At 34.5% G+C, this 17,325-nt stretch carries 20 protein-coding genes; 13 read left to right on the top strand and 7 right to left on the bottom strand.

The window, feature by feature from the left end:
- The first annotated feature begins 39 nt into the window (after nucleotides 1–39).
- Nucleotides 40–933 carry a toxin-antitoxin system YwqK family antitoxin gene (locus JHT90_RS04945; RefSeq protein WP_201094808.1) on the top strand — a complete coding sequence of 298 codons (894 nt, stop codon included), beginning with the start codon at nucleotides 40–42 and terminating at the stop codon, nucleotides 931–933.
- A 54-nt stretch (nucleotides 934–987) separates the two neighbouring features.
- Here JHT90_RS04945 and JHT90_RS04940 read toward each other — a convergent pair whose 3' ends face one another.
- Together JHT90_RS04940 and JHT90_RS04935 are read right to left on the bottom strand one after the other, a co-directional pair.
- Nucleotides 988–2,130 (bottom strand): PilT/PilU family type 4a pilus ATPase, encoded by a 1,143-nt coding sequence (locus JHT90_RS04940; RefSeq protein WP_201094807.1) that lies wholly within the window; start codon nucleotides 2,128–2,130, stop codon nucleotides 988–990.
- 66 nt (nucleotides 2,131–2,196) lie between these two features.
- On the bottom strand, nucleotides 2,197–3,213 hold the full coding sequence (locus JHT90_RS04935; RefSeq protein ID WP_201094806.1) for a type IV pilus twitching motility protein PilT: 1,017 nt from the start codon (nucleotides 3,211–3,213) through the stop codon (nucleotides 2,197–2,199).
- A gap of 108 nt (nucleotides 3,214–3,321) precedes the next feature.
- Here JHT90_RS04935 and JHT90_RS04930 point away from each other — a divergent pair, with 108 nt between their 5' ends.
- The 12 genes from JHT90_RS04930 to JHT90_RS04875 all read left to right on the top strand — a co-directional run bounded on the left by JHT90_RS04930 (nucleotide 3,322) and on the right by JHT90_RS04875 (nucleotide 13,572).
- Nucleotides 3,322–4,017 (top strand): YggS family pyridoxal phosphate-dependent enzyme, encoded by a 696-nt coding sequence (locus JHT90_RS04930; RefSeq protein WP_201094805.1) that lies wholly within the window; start codon nucleotides 3,322–3,324, stop codon nucleotides 4,015–4,017.
- An 85-nt stretch (nucleotides 4,018–4,102) separates the two neighbouring features.
- Nucleotides 4,103–4,654 carry a YggT family protein gene (locus tag JHT90_RS04925; protein ID WP_201094804.1) on the top strand — a complete coding sequence of 184 codons (552 nt, stop codon included), beginning with the start codon at nucleotides 4,103–4,105 and terminating at the stop codon, nucleotides 4,652–4,654.
- 41 nt (nucleotides 4,655–4,695) lie between these two features.
- Nucleotides 4,696–5,838: a homoserine O-succinyltransferase MetX gene (metX, locus tag JHT90_RS04920; protein ID WP_201094803.1), complete on the top strand. Its 1,143-nt coding sequence runs from the start codon at nucleotides 4,696–4,698 to the stop codon at nucleotides 5,836–5,838.
- A gap of 10 nt (nucleotides 5,839–5,848) precedes the next feature.
- Nucleotides 5,849–6,445, top strand: a complete 597-nt coding sequence (metW, locus tag JHT90_RS04915; RefSeq protein ID WP_201094795.1) for a methionine biosynthesis protein MetW — start codon at nucleotides 5,849–5,851, stop codon at nucleotides 6,443–6,445.
- A gap of 19 nt (nucleotides 6,446–6,464) precedes the next feature.
- Complete coding sequence (rdgB, locus tag JHT90_RS04910; RefSeq protein WP_201094793.1) at nucleotides 6,465–7,058, top strand: RdgB/HAM1 family non-canonical purine NTP pyrophosphatase; 594 nt, start codon at nucleotides 6,465–6,467, stop codon at nucleotides 7,056–7,058.
- Nucleotides 7,058–8,209: a radical SAM family heme chaperone HemW gene (hemW, locus tag JHT90_RS04905; RefSeq protein WP_201094788.1), complete on the top strand. Its 1,152-nt coding sequence runs from the start codon at nucleotides 7,058–7,060 to the stop codon at nucleotides 8,207–8,209. Before rdgB ends, hemW begins: the two co-directional genes overlap by 1 nt.
- Nucleotides 8,210–8,212: 3 nt before the next feature.
- Nucleotides 8,213–8,536 carry a DUF3392 family protein gene (locus JHT90_RS04900; protein WP_201094787.1) on the top strand — a complete coding sequence of 108 codons (324 nt, stop codon included), beginning with the start codon at nucleotides 8,213–8,215 and terminating at the stop codon, nucleotides 8,534–8,536.
- Nucleotides 8,537–8,657: 121 nt separating this feature from the next.
- Nucleotides 8,658–8,870 (top strand): 50S ribosomal protein L31, encoded by a 213-nt coding sequence (gene rpmE, locus JHT90_RS04895; RefSeq protein WP_201094783.1) that lies wholly within the window; start codon nucleotides 8,658–8,660, stop codon nucleotides 8,868–8,870.
- A 109-nt stretch (nucleotides 8,871–8,979) separates the two neighbouring features.
- Nucleotides 8,980–10,182, top strand: a complete 1,203-nt coding sequence (locus JHT90_RS04890; protein ID WP_330893059.1) for an aspartate aminotransferase family protein — start codon at nucleotides 8,980–8,982, stop codon at nucleotides 10,180–10,182.
- Between the two features lie 25 nt (nucleotides 10,183–10,207).
- On the top strand, nucleotides 10,208–10,510 hold the full coding sequence (locus JHT90_RS04885) for a topoisomerase II (RefSeq protein ID WP_201094778.1): 303 nt from the start codon (nucleotides 10,208–10,210) through the stop codon (nucleotides 10,508–10,510).
- Between the two features lie 238 nt (nucleotides 10,511–10,748).
- Nucleotides 10,749–12,740 carry an AbiJ-related protein gene (locus JHT90_RS04880; protein WP_201094777.1) on the top strand — a complete coding sequence of 664 codons (1,992 nt, stop codon included), beginning with the start codon at nucleotides 10,749–10,751 and terminating at the stop codon, nucleotides 12,738–12,740.
- 28 nt (nucleotides 12,741–12,768) lie between these two features.
- Nucleotides 12,769–13,572, top strand: coding sequence for an HNH endonuclease (locus JHT90_RS04875; RefSeq protein WP_201094776.1), 804 nt, complete (start codon nucleotides 12,769–12,771; stop codon nucleotides 13,570–13,572).
- 50 nt (nucleotides 13,573–13,622) lie between these two features.
- On the opposite strand, the gene JHT90_RS04870 is transcribed toward JHT90_RS04875, so the two are convergent.
- The 5 genes from JHT90_RS04870 to JHT90_RS04850 form a co-directional block, all read right to left on the bottom strand.
- Entirely contained in the window at nucleotides 13,623–13,877 is a 255-nt protein-coding gene (locus tag JHT90_RS04870) for a hypothetical protein (RefSeq protein ID WP_201094775.1), read from the bottom strand.
- A 60-nt stretch (nucleotides 13,878–13,937) separates the two neighbouring features.
- A complete protein-coding gene (locus JHT90_RS04865) occupies nucleotides 13,938–14,291 on the bottom strand; it encodes a JAB domain-containing protein (RefSeq protein WP_201094773.1) in 354 nt (117 codons plus the stop codon).
- A 153-nt stretch (nucleotides 14,292–14,444) separates the two neighbouring features.
- On the bottom strand, nucleotides 14,445–14,948 hold the full coding sequence (locus tag JHT90_RS04860; protein ID WP_201094771.1) for a hypothetical protein: 504 nt from the start codon (nucleotides 14,946–14,948) through the stop codon (nucleotides 14,445–14,447).
- A gap of 171 nt (nucleotides 14,949–15,119) precedes the next feature.
- Nucleotides 15,120–16,046: a hypothetical protein gene (locus tag JHT90_RS04855; RefSeq protein WP_201094769.1), complete on the bottom strand. Its 927-nt coding sequence runs from the start codon at nucleotides 16,044–16,046 to the stop codon at nucleotides 15,120–15,122.
- A 291-nt stretch (nucleotides 16,047–16,337) separates the two neighbouring features.
- Entirely contained in the window at nucleotides 16,338–17,195 is an 858-nt protein-coding gene (locus tag JHT90_RS04850; protein WP_201094767.1) for a hypothetical protein, read from the bottom strand.
- Nucleotides 17,196–17,325 lie beyond the last annotated feature (130 nt).

Raw genomic sequence — 17,325 nt, 5'->3', positions numbered from 1 at the left:
AAGGAATATATTGTCACGATACTTAAAGGGAGTATTAGAATGAAAAACTGGGCAGTTTTTATTGCTATTATTCTATGCAGTATGGCAGTTATAGGATACACAGAAGATTTTACAAGTAGTGAAAATTCGCTATTATCTTCATCACAAAGCACCATCTATTATTTCGATAAAGATTGGCGACCTGTAATAGCCCCCACTAAAGATGGCTATTATAGAAAAGTTTTATCAATCAATAATATGGGAATTACTGTACAAGATTTTTATCAAAACTCTAACCAGAAACAATCTGAGCCTTTTACATTTAACAGGCCTACTGATCTTGTAGATGGCCTACCTAAAAGTATTCATGGTGGCTTAATATTATGGTATGAAAATGGCCAGAAAAATATGGAAGCTAATTATAAGGATGGTCAGAAAGATGGGCTATTAACCAGTTGGCATAGTAATGGTCAAAAAGAACTAGAACAATATTACATTGATGGCAAAGAAAATGGTTATGCTGTTTATTGGAATGAACAAGGTAATAAAACTCTTGAAATTTACTTTATAGATGGTCAATTTGAAACCGTTTCCTATTGGGAAGAGGGTAAGAAAGTGGCTGAGAAACAGTATAAAAAAGGCAAAAAGGAAGGGGTCAGTACCTATTGGGATAAATCTGGTAATAAATACTCTATAGAAACCTATCATAATGATAAATTACACGGCCCTCATGTTACCTATTATCCAAACCAAAATAAACAAAGTGAGTTTGTATATAACAATAATACAGCGACTGAAATTACTATATGGCACAAAAACAACCAGAAAGCTGCGTATTTAAAAAGAAATGATTCAAACATAAATTGCAGTATTTGGGACGATCAGGGTTCTGTTATTTATACTGGCGATAACAATGAACGCTGTACCTCTACTATCCGCAATATGATAGAGTAGATATTTTAATACAATAAAAAATAGCCCGTTGTTGGGCTATTTTTTTATTAGTGATTAAATATCATCATCCTCTTCGTCATCATAGTCTTTTAATTTGACACCTGATAATTCACTTGAGGAAGCTTTAACATTTTTCTCAGAGTTTAATTTAATCATTAAACGTAAGTCATTTACAGAGTCTGCACAAGCTAATGCTGATTCATAAGAGATTAAACCTCTCTCAAATAGATCAAATAAGGCTTGGTCAAAGGTTTGCATGCCTAACTCAACGGAACGAGACATAATGCCTTTTAACTCTGTTACTTGACCTGTACGAATCATATCCGATACAAGTGGTGTTCCTAATAATACTTCTACAGCTGCTTGACGACCTACACCCGTTTTATTAGGAATTAATTGCTGCGCTACAATCGCCCGTAGATTTAATGATAAGTCTAGCCATACTTGCGAATGACGTTCAGTTGGGAAAAAGCTGATAATACGATCTAATGCTTGGTTTGCATTATTAGCATGTAAGGTCGCTAAACATAAATGCCCAGTTTCAGCAAAAGCCAATGCATACTCCATGGTTTGACGGGTACGTACCTCACCAATCATAATAACATCAGGTGCCTGACGTAAGGTATTTTTAAGAGCAATTTCAAACGACTCTGTATCAAGCCCAACTTCCCGTTGCGTTACAATACAGTTCTTATGATTAAACAAATATTCGATGGGGTCCTCAATCGAAATAATATGCCCTGTAGAATGAGTATTACGATAATCTACCATCGCTGCTAGTGAAGTAGATTTACCTGCACCTGTAGCCCCAACGAACAAGACCAAGCCACGTTTTACCATGGCTAAGTCTTTGATAATTCTCGGTAAGGCCAACTGCTCTAGGCTAGGAATCTCAGTAACAATCCGACGTAATACCATGCCCACTTGATTACGCTGAATATAAGCACTCACCCTAAAACGTCCAATTCCAGGATAACTAACTGCAAAGTTACACTCCTGTGTAGAAGCAAACTCTTTTTGTTGGCGTTCGGTCATTAATAACCTAGCCAACTCTTTCATCCTGTCTCCGTTTAGTTTATCTACAGGTAATGGAGATAACTTGCCATCAACTTTAATACAAGGTGGAACTCCCACTGTTAAAAATAAGTCAGAGGCTTTCTTATCAACCATGAACTGTAATAATTTCTCAAACTCCATCTCACTACCTACATAAAAATAAATACATATAAATTTTTAAAATAAATCTAATATAATAATTATTAATTAATCCGTTTTTTTCAAATAAATCCTTTCAATAAAGCCTTTCTCAACTAACAGCCTCAAACTAGCATCCATAGTTTTCATACCTACTTGAGCGCCCGTTTGAATAGAAGAGTTCATTTGTGCAACCTTATCTTCACGAATCAAGTTTCTAATGGCAGGTGTACCAATCATGATTTCATGGGCAGCAACACGGCCCCCACCAATCTTCTTAATCAATTTCTGTGAGATTACTGCTTGTAATGATTCCGAGAGCATGGAACGGATCATTGCTTTTTCAGCAGCTGGGAATACATCAATAATACGGTCAATGGTTTTTGCAGCTGAACTGGTATGTAATGTACCAAATACCAAGTGACCAGTTTCTGCGGCAGTTAATGCCAAACGAATAGTTTCCAAGTCACGCATTTCACCTACAAGGATGATATCAGGGTCTTCACGCAGTGCACTACGTAAAGCTTCATTAAATCCTAAGGTATCCCTATGAACTTCACGTTGGTTAACAAGGCATTTTTTAGATTCATGAACGAATTCAATAGGGTCTTCAATGGTTAAAATATGTTCATAACGGGTGGCATTAACATAATCCACCATAGCTGCAAGTGTAGTTGATTTACCAGAACCCGTAGGTCCTGTTACCAACACTAAACCACGATCATTATTACAAACTTTCTCAAATACATCGCCCATGCCTAACTCGGTCATGGTTAATACTTTAGAAGGAATGGTACGAAATACGGCCGCTGCGCCACGATTTTGATTAAAAGCATTTACCCGGAAACGTGCCAAACCAGGAACTTCAACAGAAAAGTCTGTTTCCAAGTTTTCTTCGTATTCCTTACGTTGTCTATCATTCATAATATCGTAAACAAGGCTATGCACTTGCTTATGATCTAAAGGAGGGAGGTTTATACGACGTACATCCCCATCCACACGGATCATTGGCGGTAATCCCGCAGATAAATGTAAGTCTGATGCTTTGTGTTCTGCGCTAAACGCTAATAGTTCAGTGATTTCCATAATGCTTTAAACCTCCAAATAAAATCAAATAATCCATGAAAGCATGTTAATATTGTTTATAAATATATCACATCTTGACTATATTACACATCGACTTACAGGTTATAAATGTCAGAAATAAGTAAAAACATTGATTTTATTCAGCAACGTATCATTCAAATAGCTGCCATTACTAAACGAGATCCAAAGCAAATATATTTACTGGCTGTTAGTAAAACTAAACCTGCCAAAGCCATTCAAGAAGCTTTTCAATGTGGTATCACCAATTTTGGTGAAAATTACCTACAAGAAGCCTTACAAAAACAGTCAGAACTCAATAACTTACCATTAATCTGGCATTTTATTGGGCCAATTCAATCCAACAAAACCAAAGATATTGCTGAAAACTTTCAGTGGGTTCACTCAGTTGATCGTCTTAAAATTGCTGAACGATTAAATAATCAACGCCCCTTGGAACTTCCCCCATTACAAATATGCATACAAGTTAATATTAGCGGTGAGCAAAGTAAATCAGGTTGTAATCCTGCCGAGCTTATACCACTGGTTGAAGCAATTAATACAATGCCAAAGCTGCAATTAAGGGGACTGATGGCTATTCCTGAACCAACCGATGATAAACAAGCACAACATATGGCTTTTGCTACTTTAAGAAAATTAAAAGATAATATTAATCAACAGCTTAATCTCTATCTAGATACTCTTTCCATGGGTATGAGTTATGATCTGGAAGCTGCAATTGCCGAAGGTGCCACTTGGCTGCGGATCGGCACAGCTATTTTTGGTGAAAGAAATTATAAAGTTTAACAATAGGCCTGTTTCATTACTTGCTATTTTCCCTTAAAATTAACATTTTGCTTAAAGCACACAGTAAAATACTAGGTAGATTCAAGTGACAGGTTTAAATATTTTATTAATGATTATTGCTTTGCTAGGAAAGATTTATATTTCCATCATTCTGTTACGTTTTTTACTACAGATGGCGCGTGCTGACTTTTATAACCCTATCAGCCAGTTTATAGTAAAAGTGACTCACCCTTTACTAAAACCAATTAGAAAAATAATTCCTAGCATTGGCAGACAAGATTTTGCTTCTATTATTCTGGCCTATATAGTACAACTGATTATCATCATCATCTTACTCTTGCTACAAGGTCAAAATATTCTCCTAGCCTTTGTTAATATACTGATTGTTTCATTTATAGCTTTACTCGATACTTTTGTATATTTACTGTTCTTAATTTTCATTGGGAATGCCATCTTGTCATGGATCGCTCCAGACAGTAGAGCGCCAGCAGCTATATTGATTAAGCAAATTAGTAATTTTATATTGGCTCCTTTACGTCGTGTTATCCCCCCTATTGGAATTATTGATATCACGCCGATGATTGCACTGATATTACTGTTTCTTATCAGTAACTTTATTGCAAAGCTAATTGGGTAACAATTTAGATTGGGTTATTTCTATTTAATAAGGAATTATCAATGACAACTAATTTTCCTGTGGATTCTGTAGGGCTCGTCACACCGCAGATTATGTCATTTGATAAACCACTAAGACTAGCTTGTGGCAAAGAGTTGGCTGCTGGTTATGAAATTATCTATGAAACCTATGGCAAATTAAATGAGCATCGTAGTAATGCAGTGTTAATTTGTCATGCACTCTCAGGTCATCACCATGCCGCAGGTTATCATAAAGAAGACGAAAAAAAATCAGGTTGGTGGGACAACTATATAGGCCCTAATAAGCCCATTGATACCAATAAATTCTTTGTAGTGAGTATTAATAATCTAGGTGGTTGCAATGGTTCTACTGGCCCAACCAGTATTAATCCAGAAACCAATAAGCCCTATGGCTCTACCTTTCCTATCGTCACTGTGGAAGATTGGGTAAATAGCCAAGCCAGATTAGCGGATAAATTAGGTATTGTACAATGGGCAGCAGTCGTAGGTGGTAGTCTAGGCGGTATGCAAGCCATGCAATGGGCTATTAGCTACCCAGACCGCCTTCGTCATTGTGTGGCTATTGCTGCCGCCCCTAAACTTTCAGCTCAAAATATTGCTTTTAATGAAGTAGCCAGACAAGCTATCTTATCTGACCCTGACTTTTTAGAGGGTAACTTCCAAGAACAAGGGGTTATTCCTAAACGTGGCTTAATGTTAGCACGTATGGTTGGGCATATCACCTACCTATCTGACGATGCGATGGGGCAGAAGTTTGGTCGTGACTTAAAACATGAAAAGCTTAACTATGATTTTCATAATGTAGAATTCCAAGTAGAAAGCTACCTCCGCTATCAAGGTGAAGAATTCTCAGGCCGTTTTGATGCCAATACCTATTTACTAATGACTAAAGCCTTGGATTATTTTGATCCTGCTGCCAAACACAATGGTGATCTTGCTACCACTTTTGCCCATGTAAACGCTAGTTTCTTCTTAATATCATTTACTACAGATTGGCGCTTCTCCCCTGCTCGCTCAAAAGAAATAGTTGATGCACTGGTTGCCGCAGGTAAAAATGTAAGCTATTTAGACATCGATGCACCACAAGGTCATGATGCTTTCTTAATGCCAATTCCAAGGTATCAAGAAGCTTTTACAACCTATATGCAACGTATTGTTATTTAAGGTGAATATAATGCGTGCTGATTTAGAAATTATCCAAGAATGGATTCCTAACAATAGTAGAATCCTAGACTTAGGCTGTGGTAATGGTGAGCTACTCTCCTATTTAACAAAACATAAAGCAGTTAGTGGCTACGGTTTAGAAATTGATCCTGCCAATATCAACCAATGCTTGCAAAAAGGGGTTAATGTTATTCAACAAAACCTCGATGAAGGGCTTGCCAACTTTGCTACCCAAAGTTTTGATGTAGTAATTATGACCCAAGCCATTCAAGCAGTACACTACCCAGATAGACTACTACAAGAAATGTTACGGGTTGGTAAAACCTGCATTATCACTTTTCCCAATTTTGGTCATTGGCGTTGTCGTCTTTACCTTAGCCTCAAAGGTAAAATGCCAGTATCAGAATTTTTACCTTATACATGGTATAACACACCCAATATCCACTTTTGTACCTTTAAGGATTTTGAAAACTTAACTAAACAACTAGGCGCAAAGGTATTACAACGATTAGCAGTTAACAGCCAACATCACGATACAATGCTAACCCGTTTATGGCCAAACCTGATGAGTGAAATTGGTATTTACCAATTAACATCCAATATTTAGTAAGTAAATTGAGAACACAATGACTAACCACCAAAAGCTAGTATTAGCCAGCCATAACCAAGGTAAACTAAAAGAACTACAAAAAATGTTGGGTGATCACTTTGAAGTTCACTCTGTGGCAGAGTTTTCATCTATTGAGCCAGAAGAAACAGGGCTTAGTTTTGTGGAAAATGCCATTTTAAAAGCACGACATGCAGCCAAAGTATCAGGATTACCTGCCCTAGCTGATGATTCAGGTCTAGCTGTGGATATTTTACAAGGTGCACCAGGTATTTATTCTGCACGCTATGCAGGTAATGCAGGTGACCAAGCCAACAATGCTAAATTACTTAACGAATTAAAAGATATTCCAGAACAGCAACGCACTGCTCAATTTATTTGCGCACTAGCCTTAGTTCGTCATGAAAATGACCCTATGCCCATTATTTGTGAAGGCATCTGGCAAGGCAGTATTCTATTTGAAGCAAGAGGTACTAACGGTTTTGGCTATGACCCCCTATTTTGGGTCGCCGAACAACAATGTTCAAGCGCTGAGCTATCACCAGAGCTAAAAAATCAACTTAGCCACCGTGCTAAGGCTATGGCATTATTAAAACAGCGTTTAACCATTTAATGAACCAAGCTATCACATTACCACCACTATCACTCTATATTCATATTCCTTGGTGTGTGCGTAAATGTCCCTATTGCGATTTTAACTCACACACCACACATGACCAACTACCAGAGCAAGAATATATAACAGCTTTATTAGCAGACCTTGCTTTAGAACTGGATGCAGCGCAACAACGCCCTATTCAGTCTATTTTTATAGGGGGCGGTACGCCTAGCCTATTTTCTGCTAACAGTTTTGAATTTCTCCTTAATGGTATTAGCAAACAACTTACCTTAGCCGACGATATAGAAATTACACTAGAAGCAAATCCTGGCACAGCAGAACAACAAAAATTTGCTGATTATTTTAGTCTGGGGATTAATCGTTTATCTATTGGTGTTCAAAGTTTTCACAGCACACAGCTACAAGCTTTAGGGCGTATTCATTCAGCACAGGAAGCCATAAAAGCGGCTGAAATGGCTCATCAAGCAGGATTTACGCGCTTGAATCTCGACTTGATGCATGGTTTACCACAACAGACACCCGCACAAGCTATCGCTGATTTACAACAAGCCATTGCATTACAACCAGATCATCTCTCTTGGTATCAACTAACCATCGAACCTAACACCGCATATTGGTCACATCCTCCTGTATTACCAGAAGATGAGGCACTATGGGCTATCCAAGAACAAGGGCAATCTCTACTAGCTGAAAATGGCTTTCAACAATACGAAATTTCCGCTTACGCAAAATCAGCCAATGCACAAGCAAAGCATAACCTTAACTACTGGACATTTGGTGATTTTATAGGCATAGGTGCAGGAGCGCATGGCAAGCTAACTCAACCGAATGGCACTATTTACCGTAACTGGAAAACCCGTGTACCTAAAGACTATCTAGCACCTAATAAACCTTACCAAGCAGGCGAACGACAATTAACTCATGAAGAGCTACCTGTAGAATTTATGATGAATGCATTACGCTTAAAAGAAGGTGTACCCACTCACTTTTTTACAGAACGTACTTATTTAACCTTAGCCACCATCGAAAAAACTTGTCAAAAAGCAAGACAAGCTGGTTTACTAGCCACCAGTGATAAACGACTAGTAGCCACTCCACAAGGTTTTCTTTTTTTAAACAACTTATTGGAATATTTTTTAGATTAAACTATGGATATATTACTTGATTTTATTGTTACCCTTTCCCGTTGGTGTGATCGCCATCTAGATCAAATATCACTCGCCCTAGTAGCAGTGCTATTAGTGCTATTTGGGCTTACTCTAGGCAAATATATTCAACGGCTAATTGGTACCATGAATATCGTATTTAGGGTTATTATTCTGGCTATTGTTTATATGCTAGTGTTTGGTCTTATTATTAACTTTGTACCTGCGCTAATTAAACAACTACTAAGCTACTTGAATTATTACAGTTTATTCCCCATATTATTACTTATTATGGTGTTTATAGGCATGATTGCAGATAAGCGTTAAGCTTTAAAAGCAACTTGCAGTTACCTTGTTTTTTGGTATAATACGCCACAATTTTCTGTGCGGTGCTTAGTTTTTGTTAATACTAATTAAGTGGCGGCACGCTTACACTGAGGAAACTTAAATGAGACCTGATATCCATCCAAAATACGAAGCTATCAAAGCTACTTGTAGCTGTGGTAATGTTATTGAAACTGCTTCAACCTTATGCAAAGACATCACTATTGACGTATGCTCTGCTTGCCATCCTTTCTACACTGGCAAACAAAAAGTATTAGACACTGGTGGTCGTATTGATCGTTTCAAACAACGTTTTGGTGGTTTCGGTAAGAAATAAGCAATTCATTGTTCGAATACCAAAAAGGCGTCTTACCAAAGACGCCTTTTTTGTTTTAATTCAGTGCTATAATTTGTCCGCTATCCATTAAATGCTAGGAGCACTTAAAATGTCTACTGTAAGTCGTACTGATTTTGATCGTTATATCGTTCCTGTATATTCACCTGCTAAATTTATCCCCGTTAAGGGACAAGGCTCTAAAGTGTGGGATCAGGAGGGACGAGACTATATAGATTTTACAGGCGGCATTGCGGTTAATGTACTAGGTCATGCCCACCCAGCCCTTGTTGAAGCGTTAACTGAACAAGCTCATAAGCTTTGGCATGTTTCCAATATTTTCACTAATGAACCTGCTTTACAACTGGCTAAAAAGCTAACAGAAGCTACTTTTGCTGATCGTGCTTTCTTTTCCAACTCAGGTGCAGAAGCCAATGAAGCCGCGCTTAAATTAGCCCGTCGTTATGCCTTTGATAACTTTGGCGAAGATAAATATGAAATTATCTCCACCATTAATAGCTTTCATGGCCGCACCTACTTTACTGTAAGCACTGGCGGCCAAGCTAAATACTCTAGTGGCTTTGGCCCTAAAATTGAAGGCATTACTCATATTGCTTACAACGATTTAGCAGCAATGGAAGCCGCTATTTCTGATAAAACCTGTGCCGTAATTCTTGAACCTATTCAAGGTGAAAGCGGTGTTTTACCAGCAGATCAAGCCTATTTAGAAGGTGTTAGAAAGCTTTGTGATAAATACAATGCATTACTTATCTTTGACGAAGTACAAACAGGTATGGGGCGTACTGGCAAGCTATTTGCCTATATGCACTATAATGTAATCCCCGATATTTTAACCAATGCTAAATGTTTAGGTGGTGGTTTCCCTATTGGCGCAATGCTTACCAAAGAACAGATAGCCAAAAGTTTTTCAGTAGGTGTGCATGGTACAACCTATGGTGGCAACCCATTAGCCTGTGCTGTTGCTAATAAAGTGGTTGATATTGTAAACACACCCGAAGTATTAGAGGGAGTTACTAAACGTCGTGCCCTATTTCAACAAGAACTAGAACGTATTGGTAAACAATACAATATCTTCTCGCAAATACGTGGCAAAGGTTTATTAATTGGTTGTGTACTTACTCCAGATTGGAAAGAACGTACTAAAGAGATTTTACAGGCGGCTGAACAACAGGGCTTAATGCTATTACAAGCAGGCCCAGAAGTGATTCGTCTTGCCCCTAGCTTGATTATTGAAGAAGCCGATATTAAAGAAGGCTTAAAACGCTTTGAACAAGCTATCCAAACACTAGCTTAACCATTATTTATTAAGAGAATATACCATGAACGAAACAATTGAATTACTACTAGAAGATACTGATGGCAATACCCAAAAAACCAACTGTGGCCGCTTTGCTATTATTTTAAATGGCAAAGAACTATGGGTACAAAATATTAGCGGCCAATTATTTATTGGTACTGATGTAGCCGAAAATGATACAGAATTTACAAACCTAGTACTACGCCCTATGGCTACCAACCTAGTTAGCTTACAACTAGAGCTAGAAGCAATGGAAGAAGGCCCAGCCCTAGCAGAAGATGATGAATGTTGTGGTAACGGTAGTTGTGGTTGTAGTGGGCATTAATTTCTTTTATGCCTAGTTTTTAGCTAGGCATAACTTTATTATTTATAAATAAAAACTTAGCTAAAAATTGAAACATTATAAAAACTTAACTTTCCCTAACTGAAACATGCCTTATAATACAAGTACTATCAAATAGTACTTTCTTTTTTTAATAATTCCAAGAGGATGCTTGATTACTTAAGAATAACTAAATAATATCTATTATTTAATAAATTATAAGGAATAATTTATAAAATCGATGAAAAAAATACCAAAGAAAACAAAACTTGAATTATACAATCTTCTAAAAAAAGAACCGAATGCATTTGGTGATATTGATACTAGTAATGATGATAATATTATCTCATTTTTAGAAGAAATATGGGATTTAAGTGCTATAAAATCAATGGATAATCGATATAAAAATGCTTCTGGAGAGTTTTTTCAGCACTTAATAAATAATGACGACTATAGTTATGATTATCTCTTCAAAGAAAGATTAGATTTATTTGAAAACGAAGAAAATTTTATAAAGTTTATTGAAACCATTATTTCTCCAAAGTTTAGAAACTCTGAAGATGAAATAACTCGATATCTTATTTTAATTAATCCTTATTTAGAAAAACATGATCTCTCATTATTTCTTCAAGATTACGATGATGAAAACCCAATATATAAAATTGGTGAAAAAGACGATAGTAAACCACTCGATATAAAACAAAATGATATTATTTTTTACGTTGAAAAAAATCCAAAGGGAAGAAGTAATCGTATAAGCTCACATACTCCACCTACAACATATCCTGCCTTTGTTCTAGTATCCAATACTGGTTGGAATGATTATGGGGTATGGAGTAGTTATGATTTATTTTTTTATTCACATCCAAACAACAACATTGAATATATCGGTGAAACTAAAATTATTTATAATAAGGAAGAAGAAACAGACCAATATCTTCCTAATAAATTTACTAACCTTGATCATAATTTTTGTTCCTTAGGGCAAAGTTATAAGTATTATTCAAAATTAAAAGAACTATTTGATAAAGAATTCCACAGCATTCTATACGCCCTTAAAGACACTGCCTTCTTTCCAGACATACAAGATTGTTTTGAATGTAATAGTAATTTTATAAACTCATTAATAAGATATGATAATGCTGAAAGCCTTTTAAGAATAGCTAGACACAAGATCATGGGATATGATCTATCAAATCTTTATAGTTTTAAATATACATTTATACCAGCTTACTCAGAAAAAGGAACAGATATAATTTTTGACTTTGATGACAATGATAATAAAAATGAAATTATTCCTAATCAAATTTATGCAATAATTGGGAAAAATGGTACAGGTAAAACTCAATTAATTAGCTCATTACCTATTAATATAGCACAACAAAATGAGAAACTATTTTCTCCACAAATACCATTATTTAGTAAAATCATTTCCGTTTCATACAGTGTATTTGATAAATTTGATATTCCTCGAAAATCTACAACTTTTAATTATCATTATTGTGGTATCAGAAAAAACAAAGATGAAAACTACACAGATCGTGGGTTAGTTTTAAGATTTCATAATACCTGGAAAAAAATAGAAAATTTTGGACGTATTGATAAATGGAGAAAAATTTTATTGACTTTTGTTGATCAGGACCTAATTGATCTTTTTCTAATAAAAATTGAAGAAATCGACGATTTTGATGATAATAACATACAAAATCTCAATAACTATGAAGTCAAAATTAAAGGATTTAATGAAATAAAAGATAAGCTTAGCTCTGGCCAAACAATTATGTTATATATCATAACAGAAATTATTGCAAATATCCGTTATAACTCTTTATTACTATATGATGAACCAGAAACGCATTTACATCCAAATGCTATTACTGAATTAATGAATACTATATATGAGTTAGTAGAAGAATTTCACTCATTTTGTATTATAACTACTCATTCCCCATTGGTTATAAGAGAACTTTTCTCTAAAAATGTATATATTATGGAGCGAGATCATAATACACCCTCCATTAGACGCATTGCAATGGAATCATTTGGTGAAAATATTGGCATTCTTACTGAAGAAATTTTTGGTAATAAAGGAATACCAAAACAATATAAAAAAATTATAGAACGATTAGTTAATTCAGGAAAAAACTATGAAGATATAGTTTCTTTACTTGAGCATGATAATGTTCCCCTTAGCTTGAACGCTCGCATATATATTAAAAGCTTAATAAATTAAAATATATAAAGGATTACTAATAAAAATTATGAAAAACATTAACTATTATTCAGATAACTCAATGGATTTTCATAAAGCAGTACTATTACGTAAAAAAAATACTAGTAATGATCCTTCATATAAATCCCGAATAGAAATTTTAGAAAGCCAGATTAGTAATCGTTTTACTTTATATGATAGTTATTTTATACAAAACTCATTAGAACTAATGGATATATCACCATTCTCAATAAATGAGAAAGATGATTTAAAGAAACTCTACTCTTATAAAAGTAAGATAATAAAAGAATTAAAAATAGCATTAACAACTACAGATACCAATAGAATAATCAATACTTGTCCCAATTGTACTATTAGTGAAATAAATTCTTTTGATCACTATTTACCACAAGAGAAGTTTCCAGAATTTGTAGTAAATCCGAAAAATCTATTTCCAAGTTGTACTACTTGTAATAGCCATAAAAATGCTTCTTGGATAGAAAATGAAAGAAGAATATTCCTTAATCTATATTTAGATCAACTGCCAAACCTACAATATTTATTTATTGAATATGAAATAGATAAAAATGTAATTGTTCCACATTTTTATCTTAATAACTCCAATAATATAGATGAAAATTTATACTGTATCATAGAAAGCCATTATTATAGACTAAGACTATGTGATAGGTTTAAAGAAAATTCCAATGAAACAATAAGTTATATGGAAGATATAATAAAAACTTCGCTAAGAGGAGGATTATCACAAGACAAAATTATTGATATTATTAGTGGAGCAAATGAATTACAAAAAATTTCTTTTGGCTACAATTATTGGAAATCAATATTATAAATGTCATTAATAACAAATGATGATTTCTTAAATAGATATTTTTAAATTTTTTATTTAAAAGATTTCTTACTAATAATTTTCTCAACTTCTTTAATAGAAATACCTAAGATTTCTGCTATTTGCTCGGTTGGGATATCTTTGTTTAATAAAAAATCTACAGCAGAAGCTAGTTGTAGTTCTATTTTTTTACGATGCTCTTTTTCAGCATTAATAGCTTCCCTTGCAATGGCCTTTTCTTCTTTTCTAATTTGCTCTACTACTTGGTAAGTAGGTACATATTTTAAGCTTTGGGCTAGCTCATCCATTAAGCCTAATGCTTTAAAACTTATATAGGTGGTTGGGCTAATGATTAGATGATCATCTAGTTATATATCTAAGATTTTACCTACTTGAATAAGACGATCTGTAATATCTTTATCTTGGGTAGAAGGTGTCATTGAACCTGCAGGGTGGTTATGTACTGCAATCACTCTGGTAGCATTTTTCATTACAGCTACGCGAAATACTTTCATGGGTTCAACAATCGTAGATTTAGTACCACCCAAACTGACTAACTCGATATAGAGAATTAACCCTGCTTGGTTCATTCCCACAATCCAAAAATGTTCCTTATCTTGATCTATTTTATTATCACGCAATAATATACGTTGCATAATTGCAAATAGATCATCTGGATCATTAACTTTGATTTTTTCTTTATCAGTTAGCTTGATATTCATAATTCCCTGATTACACGGAGTTAGCCGAATAATTTAGCAATATAGCATAGTTTTTAATGATTGTAAGCCTAGCTTAGCCTATCCTTATGCTTGGCAACATAAATCAGTAGATTAGGTTTGTCATTTAGTTAGAGATAGTTTTTTTGCAAAACACTAACCTATGTTAAAAGAAAACTTACTATTATCTTCTTTGGTTCTATAGTCTATTTTCTTTAATACCCCTTCAAAATGGTTATCTAACACGGGTTTAACCATTATCATGGGAACATCCATTATTGCAAAGTTTTCAAAAAAAGCTTCTAAACTATCGAATAAATTTTCACCATCGGTTTGTAATAATGCTAGCAAACACTTTCTTTTGGCTCTTATTTTAGGGGTCTTATAAGCTAAACCATCTGATAACTTTTGTGCTAATAGTTGCATAACAGGGGTTAGTTCTAAAGCTTCATATAACCAATATTCTTTAGCAGTTAGCATGGCTATTTTCTCTAGAGAAGAAAACTCGCCTTTAATTAGCACCAGTAAATCAAACTCACATGCAACGGTGACACGGTCTATTTTGTGTTGCTCAAAAATAGGCGTGCCATCATTATGATAACAATGTTTGATTAACTGTTGATAACACTCAGTTAGGTATTCTGCTAACGTTTTCGCCATAATAACCTCCTGTTTTATATAGTCATAGTGTCTAGTTTACCCTAATCCTTAACTTTATTAACAGTTATAAGACTAAAATAGATCAAGAAACTATCATCCATTTGCTTTGCAGGCTATTTTTTAAACAAGCTTATTAAAAGTTTTTACTGCTATATCTATATATTTCAATAACTAATCTTTAGATTTACTTTTTTGTCTAGCTTCTCGCTGTTTTACTTTGCGAGTCTCCGCCCCTTTATTACGACTACGCTGCCATTCTAACCAAAATACTAGCTCATTAAGCTCCATTAGTTTCATTTGTTCAATAAACTTGTTGCGCCAATTACTGGCTGTTTTTTTCATAATGGTTGTGGGTAATGTATCCATAATTTGATAATTACTTTTACCTTGGCAAAGCCCTTTGGCAAAAGGTAACCAAAGATCGATATGAGTAAGTTTGTCTAATGGTGTATCTTTAAACACGCTAAAACTTTTGCGACAACGGCTACATTCAAAATAAGGTCTACTTTTATTTTGCGACAGTTTGCCAAAATGCCCCCCAACATAAGCACGTTGTTTAATAAACTTACCACAAATTGGACAATTTGCTGTTTGTTGTTCTATACGTGTTTTTAACCATTTTAAGAAAGCTGCACGCTCTTTTGCTACTTTGTCAGTTACCTTTCTATCTTTAAATTCATGATGAGGTTTCCACCATTGATATAATGCAGGAAACAATTCTTCCATCATTTTATAGAGTTTTCTTTCCCGTATCTGGCAAGCATTTTCGGAGATATTTAATAATCGGCTGATTTTTTGAAATGATAAGCCTGATAAACGATAAATAACAAAGTCTGGCCATAATTCCATATGGCTCATATAGGCAAAGTAGCTACCTGTTAATTGACTAAAATTTCTTTCGCAACGATTACAATTAAAACGCGGCTGACCAACAGCATTAACTTCTGTAGCCTGACGAAATGAATGGTAATCACAATAGGGACATTGGCTAGGCGTCTGGTATGGAAAATACCTGACATAATCAACTAATGCATCAGCATCTTTATGTAAATTTTCGGGAATAATTTTATAATAATCAGGTATTTTCTTTTTTATCACTATTAATCCTTTTTATATAGTAACAGGCCATTATCATAATAAATAATCATCATTATAGGGTATAAAACTCATGATTAGAAAAAAACACTTGTAAATAGCTATTTCAATAAAAATCATTAAAGAATTAATTAAGGATATATTTACTTGTTTTTCAACAGACTGCAGAATAATAATCCATTATTAATACGCACTATTTGGATGTATACAACAAGACTATTTCTTAAGATATAGCCTATAGAAAGATTATATTCTTGTTAAAACAAGCTTATAATTTAAGTTCATAATATTACTTTATTTAGATGAGTTTGATTGAGCTATTTGCTTTGGCTGTTTCTTATTAGCCTTCCCCCTGATAGCAGCTTGACGACGCCCCCACTGCCACTTTATCCAGTACACTAATTCATTAAGTCCCATTGTTTGCATTTGTTTAATAAAGCGTTTACGCCAATTTAATGCACAACTATGAGAAATATCTAATTGCTGTTGAATGGTTAAATTACTTTCACCTTTAACTAAACATTCAACATAGGAATGCCATAATTCCATGTGATCCAACCGAAAGAAGGCTGTACCTTTCAATAGATTAGTAGATGTTTTACAACGATGACACACGAAATAAGGACGATGTTTAGATAGCTCTACTCTTTTTACCCCCTTATTACCACATTCAGGACAATCAATGGTTTGCTGATAAACTAATTTATCTAAGAAACTAATAAATGTCTTTTTTTCGTCTTTTACTTGCTGAGTTAAACGACGATCTTGCCATTGGTGATGTGGTAACCACCAAGCCGCTAAGTTAGGAAATAGATCTTTAATCATACGACGTAGAACTTTTTCTCGATTAGTTACCGCATGATTCGACATTCCTAAAATATCTTGTATCTTTATAAGGGAAATACCCGCTAAACGTAAACAAATAAAATCAGGCCATAACTCTATTTGCTTCATCTGTGCAAAATAAGTACCTGTTAATTGGCTGAAATTCTTTTTACAACGGTAGCAAACAAAGCGAGGCTGCCCTGCTGTATTGATATGGCTTGTTTGACGAAATGAATGATAAGCACAATATGGACATTCTGTAGGAAACTGGTAAGGAAAATATCTTACATAGTCGATTAATGCATCGGCTTCCTTATGTAGTGACACAGGAATTACTTTATAATAATCCGATGTTTTCTTGCTTAACAAAATAAATACCTATTTATCTAAATATCAAAATAAATAATTGTGCTAGATCTTAATTATCTCACTCTACAATTTCTAGCATACAAAAACT

It is taken from the genome of Entomomonas asaccharolytica (assembly GCF_016653615.1).
GTDB classification, from domain to species: Bacteria; Pseudomonadota; Gammaproteobacteria; order Pseudomonadales; family Pseudomonadaceae; genus Entomomonas; species Entomomonas asaccharolytica.
Note: the sequence above shows the minus strand (reverse complement) of the source record. Positions and strands in the feature narration are given on the sequence as shown.